The 16,519-nt window shown below is 70.4% G+C and carries 12 protein-coding genes; 6 read left to right on the forward strand and 6 right to left on the reverse strand.

Annotation, left to right across the window (positions count from 1 at the left end; translation table 11 throughout):
- Position 1 precedes the first annotated feature (1 nt).
- Together DM480_RS09475 and DM480_RS09480 are read right to left on the reverse strand one after the other, a co-directional pair.
- Positions 2 to 1,396: a sensor histidine kinase gene (locus tag DM480_RS09475; protein ID WP_115378601.1), complete on the reverse strand. Its 1,395-nt coding sequence runs from the start codon at positions 1,394 to 1,396 to the stop codon at positions 2 to 4.
- A complete protein-coding gene (locus tag DM480_RS09480; protein WP_115378602.1) occupies positions 1,393 to 2,067 on the reverse strand; it encodes a response regulator transcription factor in 675 nt (224 codons plus the stop codon). The genes DM480_RS09475 and DM480_RS09480 overlap by 4 nt, the downstream gene beginning before the upstream one ends.
- 159 nt (positions 2,068 to 2,226) lie before the next feature.
- On the opposite strand from DM480_RS09480, the gene DM480_RS09485 reads away from it, so the two are divergent.
- Both DM480_RS09485 and DM480_RS18250 read left to right on the forward strand, forming a co-directional pair.
- The gene (locus tag DM480_RS09485) at positions 2,227 to 2,889 is read left to right on the forward strand and encodes a hypothetical protein (RefSeq protein ID WP_115378603.1); all 663 of its coding nucleotides are present in this window, start codon (positions 2,227 to 2,229) and stop codon (positions 2,887 to 2,889) included.
- Positions 2,890 to 3,041: 152 nt separating this feature from the next.
- Positions 3,042 to 5,024, forward strand: a complete 1,983-nt coding sequence (locus tag DM480_RS18250) for a hybrid sensor histidine kinase/response regulator (protein ID WP_198665787.1) — start codon at positions 3,042 to 3,044, stop codon at positions 5,022 to 5,024.
- A gap of 16 nt (positions 5,025 to 5,040) precedes the next feature.
- Here DM480_RS18250 and DM480_RS09500 read toward each other — a convergent pair whose 3' ends face one another.
- A complete protein-coding gene (locus DM480_RS09500) occupies positions 5,041 to 5,946 on the reverse strand; it encodes a DUF4886 domain-containing protein (RefSeq protein WP_115378604.1) in 906 nt (301 codons plus the stop codon).
- A gap of 244 nt (positions 5,947 to 6,190) precedes the next feature.
- On the opposite strand from DM480_RS09500, the gene DM480_RS09505 reads away from it, so the two are divergent.
- Genes DM480_RS09505 through DM480_RS09515 form a run of 3 tightly spaced genes read left to right on the forward strand, consistent with a single transcriptional unit; the run spans position 6,191 to position 9,179 of the window.
- Positions 6,191 to 7,315, forward strand: coding sequence for an 8-amino-7-oxononanoate synthase (locus tag DM480_RS09505; protein WP_115381107.1), 1,125 nt, complete (start codon positions 6,191 to 6,193; stop codon positions 7,313 to 7,315).
- Positions 7,312 to 7,935, forward strand: a complete 624-nt coding sequence (gene bioD / locus DM480_RS09510) for a dethiobiotin synthase (protein ID WP_115378605.1) — start codon at positions 7,312 to 7,314, stop codon at positions 7,933 to 7,935. Before DM480_RS09505 ends, bioD begins: the two co-directional genes overlap by 4 nt.
- Positions 7,932 to 9,179, forward strand: coding sequence for an adenosylmethionine--8-amino-7-oxononanoate transaminase (locus DM480_RS09515; RefSeq protein WP_115378606.1), 1,248 nt, complete (start codon positions 7,932 to 7,934; stop codon positions 9,177 to 9,179). The genes bioD and DM480_RS09515 overlap by 4 nt, the downstream gene beginning before the upstream one ends.
- Positions 9,180 to 9,296: 117 nt before the next feature.
- Here the strand turns inward: DM480_RS09515 and DM480_RS09520 are convergent, their stop codons facing one another.
- A complete protein-coding gene (locus DM480_RS09520; protein ID WP_115381109.1) occupies positions 9,297 to 10,787 on the reverse strand; it encodes a deoxyribodipyrimidine photo-lyase in 1,491 nt (496 codons plus the stop codon).
- 45 nt (positions 10,788 to 10,832) lie between these two features.
- On the opposite strand from DM480_RS09520, the gene pncB reads away from it, so the two are divergent.
- The gene (gene pncB / locus DM480_RS09525; protein ID WP_115378607.1) at positions 10,833 to 12,137 is read left to right on the forward strand and encodes a nicotinate phosphoribosyltransferase; all 1,305 of its coding nucleotides are present in this window, start codon (positions 10,833 to 10,835) and stop codon (positions 12,135 to 12,137) included.
- Between the two features lie 147 nt (positions 12,138 to 12,284).
- Here pncB and treY read toward each other — a convergent pair whose 3' ends face one another.
- Positions 12,285 to 14,603, reverse strand: coding sequence for a malto-oligosyltrehalose synthase (treY, locus tag DM480_RS09530; protein ID WP_115378608.1), 2,319 nt, complete (start codon positions 14,601 to 14,603; stop codon positions 12,285 to 12,287).
- Positions 14,600 to 16,507, reverse strand: coding sequence for a 4-alpha-glucanotransferase (malQ, locus tag DM480_RS09535; RefSeq protein ID WP_115378609.1), 1,908 nt, complete (start codon positions 16,505 to 16,507; stop codon positions 14,600 to 14,602). The genes treY and malQ overlap by 4 nt, the downstream gene beginning before the upstream one ends.
- Between the last annotated feature and the right edge of the window lie 12 nt (positions 16,508 to 16,519).

A 16,519-nucleotide genomic window follows, 5' to 3' on the forward strand; every position in this document is an offset into this window, starting at 1 on the left:
GCTAGGCCGCACGCGGCAGCGTCAGTGTCGCGCACAGGCCACCGATCGCCGCGGCGTCCAGCGTCAGCGCGCCGCCGTACAGCTCGGCGAGTTCCACGACGATGCCGAGGCCGAAGCCATAGCCCGGCTCGCGCTCGTCCAGTCGCACGCCAGGCTGCAGCGCCGCCGTCCGCGCCTCGGGCGGCAGGCCGGGCCCGTCGTCGGCGATCGTGATCGTCCAGGCCGCGTCCTGCCGCGTCGCCGCGATCCGCACCTGCGAGCCTGCATGACGACAGGCATTGTCGATCAGATTGCCCAGCATCTCTTCCAGATCCTGCCGCTCCACCGCGACGAGCGCGTCGTCAGGCACGACCACGGTCAGGTCGAGCGCGCGATCGGCGTGAATATGGCGCAGCGCACCGGCGACGTCGTCCGCCACGGCTGCCAGCGCGGTCCGCGCACGTTCGCCCGTGGAAGGGGCGGCGCTCCGCGCGCGGCGCAGGTGGTGCGCGATCCGCCCGTCGAGCTCGGCGACCAGTCCGCGCGCCTGTGCCGACGCGCCTTCGCGCTCCAGCCGGAGCGCCAGCGTCGCGAGCGGCGTCTTGAGCCCGTGCGCGAGGTTCGCGACATGGTGGCGCGCGTTGGCGAGCCCGGCCGCATTTTGGGCGATCAAAGCGTTGATCTCCTCGGCGAGCGGCACCAGCTCGCGCGGCTGGTCGAGCGGCAATGCGCTGTCCGCGCCGCGGCGCACGCGGGCCACCGCGCCCTGCAATCGTCGGATCGGCCGCAGCCCCAGCCTGAGCTGCACCCAGGTCGCCGCCGCCAACCCGATGCCGAGGATGGCGAGCGCCCCCGCGAGCGTGCCGAGCGCGGCGCGGATCGGGCGGCGCACCAGTGCGCGCGGCGCGGCGGCGACGATGTCCGCGGTGCCGCCCGCAACGGGCATCGTCATCCGCCGCAGATGGATGCGCGCGCCGTCCGCGTCCGTTCCATCGCCCGGCGTGATCGGTGAGGCAGGCGGCGGCACGCCCGTATCCGGCCGTGGCGGGACGGGCGGCGGCGGTGCGATGTCGCGGGGCGGGCGGGGCGGGGCATGCGGCGGCTGGCGCCCCGTCGCGACGTCGCCGATCCGCGCGCCGAGCCGCCACTCGCCCGCGGGCGTGCGCACCCGCCATCCCCAGCCCGATCCGGGCTGCGCAAAGCCGGGCAGGTCGACGACACGCGCCGGATCGAGCCGCCCGCGCGGATCGATCGCGCGCGCCAATACGGTGACCTGCGCATCCAGCCGCTCGTCGAGCCCCTGCGTCACGAAGCGTTCCAACACGCCGCCGATCGCGACCGCGGCGAAGGCGAGTGCCGCGACGCCGCTCGCCACCGCAATCAGCAGCAGGCGCGCGTGCAGCGACAGCCGGCTCATGCCGCCGCGCCGCCGCCGCAGGTCAGACGATAGCCGCGCCCGCGCACCGTTTCGATCATCTCCGCGCCGATCTTTCGGCGCAGCCGCGCGACGATCACCTCGAGCGAGTTGGAATCGCCCTCGGCATCATATTCGTACACGCGCTCCAGCAATTCGCCGCGATCGACCACCATGTCGCGGCGCAACATCAGCGCGGACAGAACGCGCCACTCGAACGCGGTGAGTTTGAGCGGCAGGCCGTCGAGATCGAAATGCCCGACCTGCGTATCATAGCCGATCCGCCCGCATTCGATCCGCGCGGCGGCGTGACCGGCGGCACGGCGCACCAGCGCGCGCAGTCGCATCACTACCTCCTCGATCCGGAACGGCTTGGTCAGATAATCGTCTGCGCCTGCCTTGAATCCGGCGACCTTTTCCGACCAGGCGTCGCGCGCCGTCAGGATCAGCACGGGCAGATCGCGCCCCGCCTTGCGCCACCCCGCCAGCACCGACAGGCCGTCGACGACGGGCAGGCCCAGGTCGAGGACCGCGGCATCGTATCGTTCGGTATCGCCGAGGTGCAGCCCGTCCTCGCCATTGTGCGCCACATCGACCGCGCAGTTTTCCGCGCGCAGGGCACGCGCGATCTCGCTTGCCAGCGCCGCATCGTCTTCGACCAGCAGGATGCGCACCGTTTCGTCTCCCCTAACCCAACCCGTCCCGTCCCGCTCCGCCGCGCCGATGTCGCTAGGCGCACAAGCCAAACCGAAACTGAACGATCCGGTTCAGTCTGGTCGGTGGATGGGCCGCCTATACCCCGTCTCGTCATTAGACGAAGAGGAGGTTTGAACATGGTTTTCGTTACTCCCAAGGCCCGGATCGCGCTGGCCGGCGCGGCATTGCTGCTCGCCGGCGGTGGTGCGGGCGCCGCCATCACCCACGCCGTCGCGCCGGAACGCGTGATGGCCGCCGCGCCGCCCGTGCGGATCGGGTCGCTGAAGACGATGCCGGCGCCGATACTGGGCGATCCGATCGCCACCATCCGCGGCCGGGTCGCCGAACAGTTCGGCAACCGCGTCGTGCTCGACGACGGCAGCGGCCGCGTGCTGGTCGACACCGGGCCAGGGCGCGACGGACCGACGCTGTCGCTGGGCCAGACGATCACCGCGCAGGGCCGCTACAACGAGGGCGCGATCCACGCGATGTATCTGGTCGACCAGAATGGCCGCGCTTACGCCACGGGTCGGCCGCCGCACGGGCCCGGTGGGCCCGGCGGCCCGGGTGGTCCCGGCGGTCCCCGTGGCCCGGGTGGTCCGCGTCCCGATGGCCCGCCGCCGCCCCCGCCGCCCGCCCCCGGCGGGGCGCCTGCGCCGCAACCCGGCGCCGTGCCGCCGCCCCCGCCCCCGGGCGCGGTGCCCCCGCCGCCTCCGCCGGCCGGGCAGGCGGGCGCTCCCGCGGCCCCTGCACCTGCCCCGGTTCCTGCCCCCGCACCGGCTGCCGCCCCCGCAGCCTGATCGGGGCCTGGAAGGCGCCGCCCGGTTTCGTACCGGGCGGCGTCATGCCGTTGTGCATGTCGCCACGCGGCCTATGGTGCGCGACCATGGGGGACGATCGCTCGACGCAAAGGCGCTCGCCGGACAGGCGCAGGCACGGCGACAACGCCGACGTGTCCGAGGATGCGGAGCGCGTCGAACTCGCCCGCGCCGCCGGCGCGATCATCGGGTCGTGGATGTGGGACCTGCCCGGCGACCGCTTCACGCTCGACGCGCAATTCGCGGCCGATTTCGGCATCGCGCTCGACCGGACCGAAAACGGCCCCCGCATCGACGATATCATCGAAACCGTCCATCCCGACGACAAGGCCGGCCTGCTCACCGCGATCAAGGCGGCGATCCGTCGCGGCGGACCCTATGCGCACCAATATCGCGTCCGCCATGTCGACGGCGCGTATCGATGGATCGAGGCGAACGGCCGCGTCGAACTGTCCCCCGACGGCAAGGCCCTGCGCTTTCCCGGCGTCCTCCTGGATGTCGAGGCGCGGCGGCGGATCGAGGCGGAACGCGATCGCGCACACGCGCTCGCGGCGTCGATCATCGAAGCGGTGCCCGGCGTCGTCTATGCCAAGGACCGGCAGGGGCGGATGCTGCTCGGCAATGCTGGTACGACCGCGCTGATCGGCCTGCCGCCGGAAACCTATATCGGGCGCACCGACCTCGAGAACCTCGCCGATCGCGCGCAGGCCGAGGCGGTGATGGCGAACGACCGCCGCATCATGGAAACGGGCGTTGCCGAGCAATGCGAGGAGGCGGTCAACCTGCCCGACGGTCGGCGCGCGATATGGCTGTCGACCAAGGCGCCGCTGTACAATGCCGCTGGTGAGGTGATCGGGCTGGTCGGCTCGTCGCTCGACATCACCGCGCGCAAGCAGGTGGAGGCGGAGCACGAGGCGCTGAACGACCTGCTCGAACAGCGTGTCGCCGCCGTGATCGCGGAACGCGAGCAGGTCGAGGAAGCGATGCGCCAGTCGCAGAAGATGGAGGCGGTCGGCCAGCTGACCGGAGGCGTCGCGCATGATTTCAACAACCTGCTGACGATCATCCGATCGTCCGTCGATCTGCTGCGCCGCCCCGACCTGCCCGACGAGCGGCGTCGTCGCTATCTGGATGCGGTGTCCGATACGGTCGATCGCGCGGCGCGGCTGACGCGCCAGCTGCTCGCGTTCGCGCGGCGGCAGGCGCTGAAACCCGAGACGTTCGACGCCTGCGCCAAGCTGCGGGAGGTCGTCGACATGATCGACACGCTGACCGGCGCGCGTGTCGATATCGCGCTCGATCTGCCCGCCACGCCCTGTTTCATCCACGCCGACCTCAGCCAGTTTGAAACCGCCCTGGTCAACATGGCGGTCAATGCGCGCGATGCGATGGACGGAACGGGGACGATCACCCTGCGCATCGCCGCCGACCGCGCGCTGCCCGCGATCCGCGGTCATGCGGAGGTGTCGGGGCCATTCGTCGCGGTCGACGTCGTCGATCACGGCGCCGGCATCGCACCGCATCATCTCGCGACGATCTTCGAACCCTTTTTTACCACCAAGGGCGTCGGCAAGGGCACGGGGCTCGGGCTCAGCCAGGTGTTCGGCTTCGCCAAGCAATCGGGCGGCGACGTCGGCGTCGAAAGCAAGCTGGGCCAGGGCAGCACGTTCACGCTCTATCTGCCGCAGGTTGCCGCCCCGATCGTGGCGGATCATGGACCGCCGGCAGCGTTCGCCCCGCACGGCCACGGCTGCCGCGTGCTGGTGGTCGAGGACAATGTCGAGGTCGGTGCCTTCGCCTCGCAGATCCTCGAAGATCTTGGCTATGCACCGCACTGGGTCACCAACGGCGACCTCGCGCTGCAGGCGCTAGATGTCGACGGCGCCGGGTTCGACATCGTCTTTTCCGACGTGGTCATGCCGGGCATGGGCGGTGTCGATCTCGCCCGCGCGATCCGGGAGCGGCTGCCCGCCATGCCGGTGATCCTGACCTCGGGCTACAGCCATGTCCTCGCCGAGGATGCGGAGCATGGGTTTCCTTTGCTCCACAAACCCTATTCGGCGGAAAAGCTGTCGAGCGCGCTCCGCGCCACGATGCGCGGGCTGACGATCCGGTAGGCTGCGCGCGCTTGGGTCAGCGGGCGCGCGGGCGCTCCGCCGCCAGCTGCGCGGCGGCGACGCGTTGCAGCGAGACGGCGAGATCGGGCGACAGCCCCAGTTCGTCCGCGGCGCGCTCGCCCGCGCCCAACGTGCGCGGGTCGACGCCGGTCACCTGGCCGAACACCATCAGCGCCTCCAGATAATAACCCGCGATGCTGGCGTGATACTGGTCGTACGACCATAGATTGACCTGGCCGAAGGTGATGCCGTCATACGGATCGGGATCGGCGACATGGTCCGCCATCGCGCGCGTCCAGGCAAGGCCGACGGGCACGACGACGTTCGCCCCGCTCGCCCGACGGGCGGCGACCGCGGCGGCCTGCAGATCCTCCGCCATCGCGGCGATACCGCGCCCGTACCAATGGCCGCCGGGGCGATAGGTCTGGTCGGCGCGGCTCCAGGTCGCGGTCAGTGCGACGCGGACGTTGACGTTGCGCGCGCGGAACAGTCGGGTCAGTCGGTCGACCGCCGACAGGTATTTGGCGGGGTCGCCGGGCCGTTCGCGATCCAGCGTGCTGTATTCCTGTAGCACGACGACGTCCCACGGCCGGTCGAACAGCTGCCGCCGCTCGTCATAGTGGAAGGCGAGGCTGCGGCCGCCCTGCGTCTCCAGACTGACCGCGTAGCGCAGACCCGCCTGCTCGGTGAATTCCTTGAACAGGGCGGGCACGCCGCCATAGCCCTGGCCGGTCAGGTCGGTGACGCGATCGGCATGCCAGTTGCGCACCGCCGAATGCGCGCCCTGCGTGAAGCTGTTGCCGATGAACAGGATCGTACGCTGCGTCGGCGCCGCCGGCGGTGGCGGGACGCGTTGCTGGCTGCGGGCCGCCGCGGGCAGGGGGGCAAGGGCAAGGAGCAGCGCGGGCAACAGACGGATCATGCGATGTTCCTTGCCAGAGCGGGCGGGGTGGCGACAACCGTGGACGGCGTTTTCGCAGGAACCGGAAGGGCGGCGGCTCATAACGATTTGCTGCCGGTTGTCCGGGATTTTTCGTGCCCGGAAAGGCCCACCTCTCGCCCCTTCCGCTAGCGGGACGGGAGAAGCTGCACGATTTTCCCCGCGGCAAGACGGACGCGTTGCCCGATGACGCGTCGGAAAAGCGGGGCTATCAGCGCGGGTGACGATGCCCCGCTTTCACCACGACGACCTTGCCCGCCTTGCCGCCGCCGACCGGCTACGGTCGCTGCGCCCGCGCGCCGGCGCGGACTTCGCGTCGAACGATTATCTCGGCCTTGCCGGATCGCCGCGGCTGGGCACCGCGGTCGCGGCGGCCCTGGCGCGCGGCGTCGCGGTCGGGTCGGGCGGCTCGCGGCTGCTGCGCGGCAACCATCCGGAGCACGAGGCGCTCGAGGTCGAGGCGGCGCGCCATTTCGGCAGCGCGGCGGCGCTGTTCTTCGCCAGCGGATTTGCCGCCAACCAGGCGCTGTTCGCGACGTTGCCCCAGCCGGACGACATCGTAGTCCATGACGAGCGGATACACGCCAGCGCACACGACGGCATGCGGTTGGGCCGCGCGCCGCGCCTCGCCGTCCGACACAATGACGCCGACGCGTTCGATACCGCGATCCGCGACTGGCGGGCGCGGGGCGGGACGGGCACGCCGTGGATCGCGGTCGAAAGCCTCTATTCGATGGACGGCGACGTCGCGCCGCTCGACGACCTTGCGCGGATCGCATCCCGGCACGACGCGATGCTGCTGATCGACGAGGCGCATGCGAGCGGTGTGTTCGGGCCACGAGGGCGCGGCCTCGCGCATCATCTCCACCACCGCGACGACGTCGTCACGCTGCATACTTGCGGCAAGGCGCTGGGCGTCGAGGGCGGGCTGCTCTGCCTGCCCGCGCATCTGCGTGAATTCCTGATCAATCGCGGGCGCGGTTTCGTCTTCTCCACCGCGCCGTCGCCGCTGGTCGCCGCCGCGGTGCGCGAAGCCTTGCGCATGCTCGCCGACGAGCCCGAACGGCAGACGGCGCTCGCCGCGCTGGTCACCCATGCCGGAAAGCGTCTCGTGGCGCTCGGTGTGCCTCCGACCGGGACCCAGATCGTCCCCGTCATCCTGGGGGAGGACGGCGTCGCGGTGGCGCGCGCGACCGCCTTGCAGGCGGCGGGATTTGACGTCCGCGCGATCCGCCCGCCCACCGTCGCGCCCGGCACCGCCCGCTTGCGCCTGTCGATCACGCTAAACGTCGATGCCGCCGCGATCGACGCGCTTGCCGATACTCTCGCTGCGATTCTGGAACCTGCATGACCTCTATCATCGTCACCGGCACCGACACCGACGTCGGCAAGACCGTCTTCGCCGCCGCGCTCGCCGGCGCGCTCGGCGCCTCCTATTGGAAGCCGGTGCAGGCTGGCGATGACGACGGCACCGACCGCGAGCGTGTCCGTCGGCTGTCGCGCCTGCCCCACGCGGCGATCCTGCCGGAGGCGTATCGCCTGCGCACGCCCTGCTCGCCGCACCGCGCCGCGGCGATCGACGGCGTGACGATCGACCCGGCGCGCCTCGCGCTGCCCGCCGTGAACGGACCGCTGGTGGTGGAGGGCGCGGGCGGCGTGCTCGTGCCCGTCACCGACGACCTGCTCTATGCCGACGTCTTCGCCCGCTGGCAGGCGCCCGTCGTCCTCGTCGCGCGCACCGGGCTCGGCACGATCAACCACAGCCTGTTGTCGATCGAGGCATTGCGCGCGCGCGGCGTGCCGATCCGCGGCATCGCGTTTATCGGCGAGGCGCAAGAGGACAGCGAGGCGACTATCGCGCGGATCGGCGGTGTCGCGCGCCTCGGTCGTCTGCCGCGGCTCGACCCGCTGACCCCCGATACGCTCGCCGCCGCCTTTGCCGTGAATTTCGACTTGGCGGCGTTCCGATGAGCGACAGCGCGATCTGGCATCCCTTCACGCAGCATGGCCTCGGCGAGCCGATCCCGATGGTGACGCACGCCGCGGGCGCTGCGCTGCATACCGCGGACGGGCGGCGGATCGTCGATGCGATCTCGTCCTGGTGGGTGACGACGCACGGCCATTGCCACCCGCGCATCGTCGCGGCGATCGCGGCGCAGGCAGCGCGGCTGGACCAGATCATCTTCGCCGGTTGGACGCATCAGCCCGCGCAGGAGGTGGCGGACGGCTTACGCGCGATCATGCCGCCGGAACTGACGCGCGTCTTCTTTTCCGATTCGGGGTCGACCGCGGTCGAGGTCGCGTTGAAGATGGCGCTCGGTTACTGGCTGCACCGCGGCGAACCGCGCCATCGCATCCTCGTGCTCGAACACGGTTATCACGGCGATACGATCGGCGCGATGTCGATCGGCGCGCGCGGCGCGTTCAACCGCGCGTACGAGCCGTTGTTGTTCGACGTCGCGACGATCCCGTTCCCGGCGGAGGGACACGAGCAGGTGACGCTCGATGCGCTTGCCACGGCGCTGCGCGACGGTCCCGCCGCACTGATCGTCGAGCCCCTGATCCTCGGGGCGGGCGGCATGTTGACCTATCCGCCGCGCGTACTCGCCGAGATGCGGCAGATGTGCGCCAATACGGGCGTTTTGTTCGTCGCGGATGAGGTGATGACCGGTTGGGGCCGCACCGGCACGTTGCTCGCGTGCGAGCAGGCGGACGTCGTGCCCGACATCCTGTGCCTGTCGAAGGGGCTGACCGGCGGCGCGGTGCCGCTGGCGGTGACGATGGCGATCGAGCCGATCTACCAGGCGCATTATGCCGCCGATCGCAGCCGCATGTTCTTCCATTCGTCCAGCTACACCGCCAATCCGATCGCCTGCGCCGCGGCGGCGGCGAACCTTGCCATATGGCGCGAGGAACCGGTGCGCGATCGCATCGCGGCGCTAGCGAACGCGCATCGGCGGCGGCTTGCAGCGCTGGCGGAGGTGCCGGGCGTGACCAACGCGCGTCAGCTCGGCACGATCGCCGCGGTCGACCTGCCGGGCGGGGAGGGCGGTTATCTATCGGACCGGTCACCCCGGCTGCTGCGCTTCTTCCGCGAGCGCGACCTGCTGCTCCGCCCGCTCGGTACCACGGTATACGTCATGCCGCCCTATTGTATCGAGGACGACGACCTCGACGCGATCTACGCCGCCATCGGCGAGGCGGCGGGGGTGTAGCGGGCGACTAGCCCCTCCCCATCAGGGGAGGGGTAGGGGGTGGGGGAGCCTCGCAGAGCGACCGGGTGCGGCGTTCCCCACCCCAACCCCTCCCCTGAAGGGGAGGGGCTTATCATCTTAGATCGGCACCTTCTCGCTCAGATACGGGTCCTTCGGGGGCGTGCGGGGCACGTGCACCTTGATCGCCGGGCGCGCCGCCTGTTCGGCGAGCCACGCCGGTCCGCCCTTCTGCTTGCGGATCGATGCATCGGTGCGATAGGCGACGAGGCCGTAGATCGGCCGCCGCCCGTAACCCGGTGCGGAATCGCCGAAGGCCCAGGCGATATTGCCGTAGGTGGACGGGTCGCGGCCATCCAGGCTGAACCGGTCGTTGAGATAGCAGGCGGTGGCCCAGCCTTCCTCCGGGCTCGGCGTCATCTGGATCAGCCATTTCGCCCAGAACATGCGCACGTTGTTGTGCATCCAGCCGTCGAGCAGGAACTGCTTCTGACAGGCGTTCCAGCTTTCGTTGTCCGTTTCGCCATGCACCAGCGCGTGCAGCGTTTCGCGGTTGGGCCGCTCGTCCTGCGCGTGTTCGGCCAGCTCTCGCCGCGCCCAGTCCGGCAGGCGCGCGTAGCTTTCCGGCACGCGCATCCGACGCGCCTTGTAATGGAACCACTCGCGCCATGTCAGCAGTTCGTCGAGATACTTGCCGCGCTTCTCCGCCGAGACGTCCGCGCCGCGCACCGCCGCGACGATCTCGCGCGGGCCGACCATGCCGAAATGGAGATAGGGCGAAAGCTCGCTCGCCCCGTCCGCGCGTGAGGCATCGCCGCGCGCATCGGCGTAGCGCGGCAGCACGACCTCGGCGAGCCGCTGCAGCCGTTCGGTCACCGCAGCGCGCGTCGCGGGGAAGCGCGCAACGGGGGGCAGATCGTGGTCGATGGCGAGGCTGGCGACCAGGGCGTCGAGCGCGGCGTCGTCCATCGTGGCGAGGTCGTCCGGCGTGTAGGGCAGCGCGCCGTCATACGGTGGGCGTTCCGGCTCCTCGTCGTGCCAATCGTACCAATCCTCGCGCACCGCCTCGTGGCGGCGGCGGAAGGCGCTGGTCGCGCGGATGTCCTGCGCGAGCGCAGCGGGCGGCACGGTGCAGGCGGCGTTGACCGCATAGACGGGGCGGTCGACCTTGTCCGCGACACGCTCCGCCTGCCATTGCGCGACGAAGGCGGGCTGATCCTCCAGCACCACCGCGGCGGCCCGCGCGGCGAGGCGGTAGACGAGGCCTTTCTCGCGTTTCTCCGAACGGTCGACATAGTGGACGCACGCGAGACCACGCTGCCGGCATCCTTTGCCGAGGTCGCGCGACGCGCCGAGGATGAAGCGATGCAGCCGGTCTGAGGCATAGGGATAATCCTCGCGCAGGCCGTGGTAGACCAGCACCGGCAGCCCCATCGCATTGCCCAGCCGTACCGCGGCGTCGATCACCGGATTGTCGTGCGCGCGCAGCGCCTGTTGCAGCCAGCACAGCACGTAATCCGCCTTGGCCGGGGCTTCGCGGTCGTTCATCGCGCGCACGCGCGGCGCCTCGCGCCAGTCGGCCAGCGCCTTGGGAAGGGTATCGGTCATCATCGCCCAACGCTTGCCGCGCGGTTCGGTGTCGGGCAATCCGCCGCGATGGCCGTAACCGACATCGCCACGCGGACGTGGGACCATAATTGGCGCCTCGACCCGATCGTGCGCAGCCTGCTCGACACCGATTTCTACAAATTGCTGATGCTGCAGATGATCCGGCATCTGCATGGCGACGTCGCCGCGACCTTCCGCCTGATCAACCGGACGACTGAGGTCCGGCTCGCCGATGTGATCGACGAAGGCGAGCTTCGTGCGCAGCTCGATCATGCCCGTACGCTGCGTTTCACCAAGAAGGAACTGATCTGGCTGGCGGGCAACAGCTTCTACGGCCGCGCCCAGATGTTCGCGCCGGACTTCATCGCCTGGCTCGCCGATTTCCGCCTGTCGTCCTATCACCTGCAAACCGTCGACGGGCAGTTCGAGCTGACGTTCGAGGGGCCGTGGACGCATACGACGATGTGGGAAATCCCCGCGCTCGCCATCGTCAACGAGCTGCGCGCGCGCGCCGCCTTACGCGACAAGGGCCGCTTCGCGCTCGACGTCCTCTACGCCCGCGCCAAGGCGAAGCTGTGGGACAAGGTGGAGCGGCTGCGCGACCTGCCCGATCTCGTCCTGTCGGATTTCGGCACACGGCGTCGGCACGGATTCCTGTGGCAGCGCTGGTGCGTCGAGGCGTTGAAGGAGGGGCTGGGCAACCGCATGGTCGGCACGTCGAACGTGCTGCTGGCGATGGACAACGATCTGGAGGCGATCGGCACCAATGCGCACGAACTGCCGATGGTGCTCGCCGCGCTCGCCGGCACGGACGAAGCGATCGCCGACGCGCCCTATCGCGTGCTCGCCGAATGGCAGGCGCATTATGCCGGCAACCTGCTGGTCGTATTGCCCGATGCGTTCGGGACGGAGGCGTTCCTGCGCGATGCGCCCGCCTGGGTCGCGGACTGGACCGGCTTTCGCCCCGACAGCGCGCCGCCGATCGCCGCGGGGGAGCGGATCATCTGCTGGTGGCAGAAGCACGGGCAGGACCCGCGCACCAAGCTGCTGATCTTCTCGGACGGCATGGACGTCGACAGTATCGAGCGCGTCTATCACCATTTCCACGGGCGCGTCCGGATGAGCTTCGGTTGGGGCACCAACCTGACCAACGACTTTCGCGGCTGCGATCCCGACGGGCTGCCGGGACTCGAGCCGATTTCGCTCGTCGCCAAGGTGGTGAGCGCGAATGGCCGGCCAGCGGTGAAGCTGTCGGACAATCCCGAAAAAGCGACCGGCGATCCCGCCGAAATCGCACGGTATCTGCGTATCTTCGGCGACGAGGGAAGGGCGCCGGCGGCGGTCCGCGTCTGACCCAGGTCCTCCCCTGCTATGCAGGGGAGGGGGACCGCCGCCGAAGGCGGTGGTGGAGGGGCAGCCCACGCACGTCGCTCTGTTGGGCTGCCCCTCCACCACCCGGCTGCGCCGGGCGGTCCCCCTCCCCGCGGAGCGGGTAGGAGGTTACGCGATCTCGAACCATATTGGCCGGTCGGCGAACAGCACGATTGCCGCCCGCTCGCCGTCCGCGAACTGGACCGTCGCGTCGGGAACGTCGACGCCGCGGATCAACGCCGCGACCTTCAGCGTGCGGCCGCCAGCCCGCCGCTCGAACGCCACGATCCGGTCGCTGCCGGTGACCTCGACGGGCCGATAGTCGCCGTCGGTGAACACCGTCGGGTCCGCACGCCGCAGCGCCAGCAGGTCGGCGATCAGCTGCATCTTGGCCGGCATGCCTTCGGCGAGCAACCGCTCGCGCATGGCGTAATCCACCGGTCGGCGATTGTCCGGATCGACCAGGCTGAGGTCGGTGAGCTCGGTGCCCTGGTATAGGTCCGGCACGCCCGGCACAGTGTAGCGCAATAGCGTCTGGACGATCGTGTTCGCGCGCGCCGCCGGCGCGAGCGCGGCGACATAGTCCGCCAGTTCCTGCACGAACGCGGCATCGGCGAGCAAATCGTCGACCAGCCCCGCCGCTTCCTCCTCATAGGCTTCGTCGGGCGCCTCCCACGACGAGCGCAGCTTGCCTTCGCGCAGCGCCTTTTGCTGCCACGCCTTGACCCGCTCGGCCAGGTCGTCCGCTGCGCCGTCTACGGGCCACACGCCGACCAGCGTCTGCAACAGCATGTAGCGGTCGTCCGCCACCACCTCGTGATCCGCGTGCAGCCGCATCCAGCGATCGGCGTGGCCAACCCATGTCGCAGGATCGGTGCTGAGCACGGCGAGCCGCGCGCGCATGTCCTCGCCGCGCTTGTGGTCGTGCGTCGCGGTCGTCAGCATCGCATGCGGCACGTGGCGCGCCCGCTCGTGCATCGCCTCGTGAAATGCGTCGAGCGATATCCCGAGCGTTTCCGCGTCGGCGCCGACATCGTTACGACTGATCAGGCGGCCGTAGCGGTAAAAAGCGGTGTCCTCGACCGCCTTCGCGGCGATCGGTGCGGACAATTGCTGGAAACGGCGGACCGCCTCCGCGGCGAGCGCGGTGTCACCGGGGCCGTCGCCCGCCAGCCACGCCAGAACCAGGTCGGTGACCGCATCCTCTCCCGGCGGGATCAATCCCTCGACCCGCTCGCGGACGATCGCGCGCGTCCGTGCATCCTGCGCCGGCGCCGCATCGCCGGTGCCGTATGTGCGGTAGACCGGGAACACCCACAGCAGTCGCTCGATCGCACGGCGCAGCATCGCGCGCGTGATCCCGTCGCCCTCCGCGCTCGATGTCGCCAGCGCGGCGAAGGCGGCGATGCAGCCGTCGAGCTGGCCCGCGAACTGCCACGACAGCATGTCCTGCCGCGCCTCGAACTCCTCGACCGCGAAGAATTCGCCGCGTCGGCTGATCCGGTCCCACGCTTCGGCAAGTGCGAGCGCACCCGCGGGATCGTGGAGCAACGTGCTCACCTGTTCCATGAAGTCGTAGCCGCTGGTGCCGTCGACGCCCCAGCCGACCGGCTGCGGCTCGCCGACGCCCAGGATCTTCTCGATGACGATCCAGGCGTCGGGGCCGAGCCGCGCGCGCAGCGACTGGCAATAGCCGATCGGATCGGTCAGCCCGTCGACATGGTCGACGCGCACGCCGTCGATCAGCCCCTCGTCGTGCAGCCGGAAATAGAGCGCGTGCGTCTTGGCGAACACCGCCGGGTCCTCGATCCGCACGCCGGCGAGGTCGTTGACGGTGAAGAAGCGCCGCCAGTTGAGCTCGTCATTGGCGACGCGCCATGATGCCAGCCGGTAATGCTGGCGGTCGAGCAGTTCGGCGAGTGGCATGCGATCCGCCGCCGCCTGGTCCGCATCGCGGATCGGGAAGCGATGTTCGCCATAGGCGACGAGGACCCAGCGCCCGCCGTCGCGCGACAGCGTCAGGTCGCCGTCGGCGAGCACCTGTGACAGCGGCGCGCCGAGCACGGGCAGCACGATCCTCTCGCGCCAGTCGATGTCGAACACCGCGGCATGCTCGCTCGCCTGGCCCTTGGCCAGCACGTCGTTCCACCAGGCGTTGCCGCCCGCGACGCCCATGTGGTTGGGCACGATGTCGATGACGATGCCCATCCCGCGTGCCTTCGCCGCGGTCGCCAGCGCGCGGAACGCCTCTTCGCCGCCCAGTTCCGGATTGATCCGCGTCGGGTCGACCACGTCGTATCCGTGCATCGATCCCGCCGCTGCGACGGTGATCGGCGACGCGTAGACATGGCTGATCCCCAGCGCATCGAGATAGGGGAGCAGGCGCTCGGCGTCCGCGAAGCCGAAACCTTTGTGAAACTGAAAGCGATAGGTGGCGCGCGGCGTCATGCGGGACGGCTTTCGGAAAGAAGGGCGGTTCGCCGCGCGACCTCTGGCCGGGCAAGCAGCGCCGCGGTCGTATCGGGCAGGCGACGGCGCCAGTTGGGATGTTCGTCGGTCGTGCCGGGCAGATTGGGCTGTTCCTCCAACCCGACCAGATCCTCGATCGGCACGATCAGCAGCGGACAGGCGGCAGTGGTCGTCAGTGCCAGCGCGGCGTCCACCGCCGGGGCGGGATCGTTGGGCATCGGCCCCGTCGCCACGCCCGCCGCGGTCGCGGCAGTCCACAATTTCTTGCGATCGCCGATGCGGCGGACGCGCTCGGCCCCCTCGTCGCCGTCACTCCGCTTCAGCTTGTGCGCCCAGGTGATGTCGCGCCCCGTCCACCAGCCCGCCAGCGTCGGCGTGTCGTGCGTCCCCGTCATCGCGACCGCGCAGGCGTCCCAACCGGCCGGGTCGGTGAAGGCGCCGTCCGCCGCGCGCTCGAACGGCAGCACGCGCATGCCGTAGATCGTGCGCGCCGCCATCGCTTCGCGAAAGCCGGGGGGCACGGTGCCCAGATCCTCGCCGATGACGACCGCGTCGGCGCGATGCGATTCGATCGCGAGGATACGCAGCAGGTCGTCGAACGGCATCGACAGATAGGCGCCGTCCGCCGCGGTGCCGCCATCGGGGATGACCCAGAGGCGCTTCAGCCCCAACGCATGGTCGATGCGGATACCGCCGGCATGGCACAAGGTCGCGCGAACGGTGCGGATGAACGCGTCGAACCCGGTGCGGCGCATCGCGAACGGGCACAAAGCGGTTATGCCCCAATTCTGCCCCTGGGGGCCCAGCGGATCGGGCGGCGCACCGATCGACAGGCCGGTGAGCAGATCGCCGCGCCGGCTCCACGCCTGCGCTCCGCCCGCGTCCATGCCGACCGCGAGATCCGCGATCAGGCCGACGCGCATCCCCGCATCACGCGCCGCCTGCTGCGCGCGCGCGAGGCTTTCTGCGCTCAGCCATTGCAGGAAGGCGTAGAAGGTGACGGCGTCGTTCTGCTCTGCGGCGAAGCGTGCGACGGCTGGACCGGCGGGGTCGTGGAAGGCGGCGGGCCAGTCCTGCCATCCCTTCGCGCCGCCCTGCGCAAAGAAATGCGCGTGCAGCGCGTCGAACCGCGCCTGCGCTTCCAGTTCGGCGCGCTCGCGGCGCGCCGCCGCGACCCGCGCGTGCACGTCCGGCGAGGCCGCCTCGAACGCGTGGCGCAGCATCGCCAGCCTTGCGGGCAGTGCCTGTGCCCAGTCGATCAGCGCCGGGGCATCGCCCGGCGCCGCGACGCCGACCAGCGCCGGCTCGGCGAGCAACGCGTGGTGAAATAGCCGCGAGGAGGGGGCATACGGACTGAAGCGCGTCGCGTCCGCCGGAAACAGCGCATGCGTCGGGCTGATCGCCAGCGCCGCTGCTCCCGCCGCTCCGAAGGCGCGCGCCGCGTCCGCGAGCGTGCCGAGATCACCATAGGCCGTCTGGCCATCGCCACGCAGCGCGGGGATCTGCACCGCGGCACCCCATAGCCGTCCCGGCGGCAGCGCCCGGCAGCGTGGTGGCGCGATGGCAAGGTCGATCACCCGGTCGCCGATGCGCAGCGTGTGGTATCCCGGCCGATCGATCGGCGCGAGCAGGCCGCCCGCGACCGCGACGGCATGTGTGTCGCCATCCTCGAACGTCAGTGTCGCCGCGCCGTCGCTACCATCGCCCAGATGCACGGGCGTGCCGACATCGGCGCTGACGAACGTCCGTTCGCCGCTGCGGGTGTCGAGCGTCGCGAGGATCGCGTCCAGCGTTCTGTCCGCGACGATATGGTGCCGGCCGTCGGCATCCTCCCACGTGCGGCACAGGCCGACCGCCGCGGCACGATCGTGAAGATCCGTCATAGCGACCCGCCT

It is taken from the genome of Sphingomonas sp. FARSPH, from assembly GCF_003355005.1.
Lineage (GTDB): Bacteria > Pseudomonadota > Alphaproteobacteria > Sphingomonadales > Sphingomonadaceae > Sphingomonas.

What these genes read in the sequence shown, in the direction of transcription:
- DM480_RS09500 (WP_115378604.1), bottom strand. Translation starts at nt 5,946, where the DNA reads ATGATCCGTCTGTTGCCCGCGCTGCTCCTTGCCCTTGCCCCCCTGCCC.
- pncB (WP_115378607.1), top strand. Translation starts at nt 10,833, where the DNA reads ATGGCCGTAACCGACATCGCCACGCGGACGTGGGACCATAATTGGCGC.
- treY (WP_115378608.1), bottom strand. Translation starts at nt 14,603, where the DNA reads ATGACGCCGCGCGCCACCTATCGCTTTCAGTTTCACAAAGGTTTCGGC.
- DM480_RS09520 (WP_115381109.1), bottom strand. Translation starts at nt 10,787, where the DNA reads ATGATGACCGATACCCTTCCCAAGGCGCTGGCCGACTGGCGCGAGGCG.
- DM480_RS09485 (WP_115378603.1), top strand. Translation starts at nt 2,227, where the DNA reads ATGGTTTTCGTTACTCCCAAGGCCCGGATCGCGCTGGCCGGCGCGGCA.
- DM480_RS09505 (WP_115381107.1), top strand. Translation starts at nt 6,191, where the DNA reads ATGCCCCGCTTTCACCACGACGACCTTGCCCGCCTTGCCGCCGCCGAC.
- malQ (WP_115378609.1), bottom strand. Translation starts at nt 16,507, where the DNA reads ATGACGGATCTTCACGATCGTGCCGCGGCGGTCGGCCTGTGCCGCACG.
- DM480_RS09475 (WP_115378601.1), bottom strand. Translation starts at nt 1,396, where the DNA reads ATGAGCCGGCTGTCGCTGCACGCGCGCCTGCTGCTGATTGCGGTGGCG.
- DM480_RS09515 (WP_115378606.1), top strand. Translation starts at nt 7,932, where the DNA reads ATGAGCGACAGCGCGATCTGGCATCCCTTCACGCAGCATGGCCTCGGC.
- bioD (WP_115378605.1), top strand. Translation starts at nt 7,312, where the DNA reads ATGACCTCTATCATCGTCACCGGCACCGACACCGACGTCGGCAAGACC.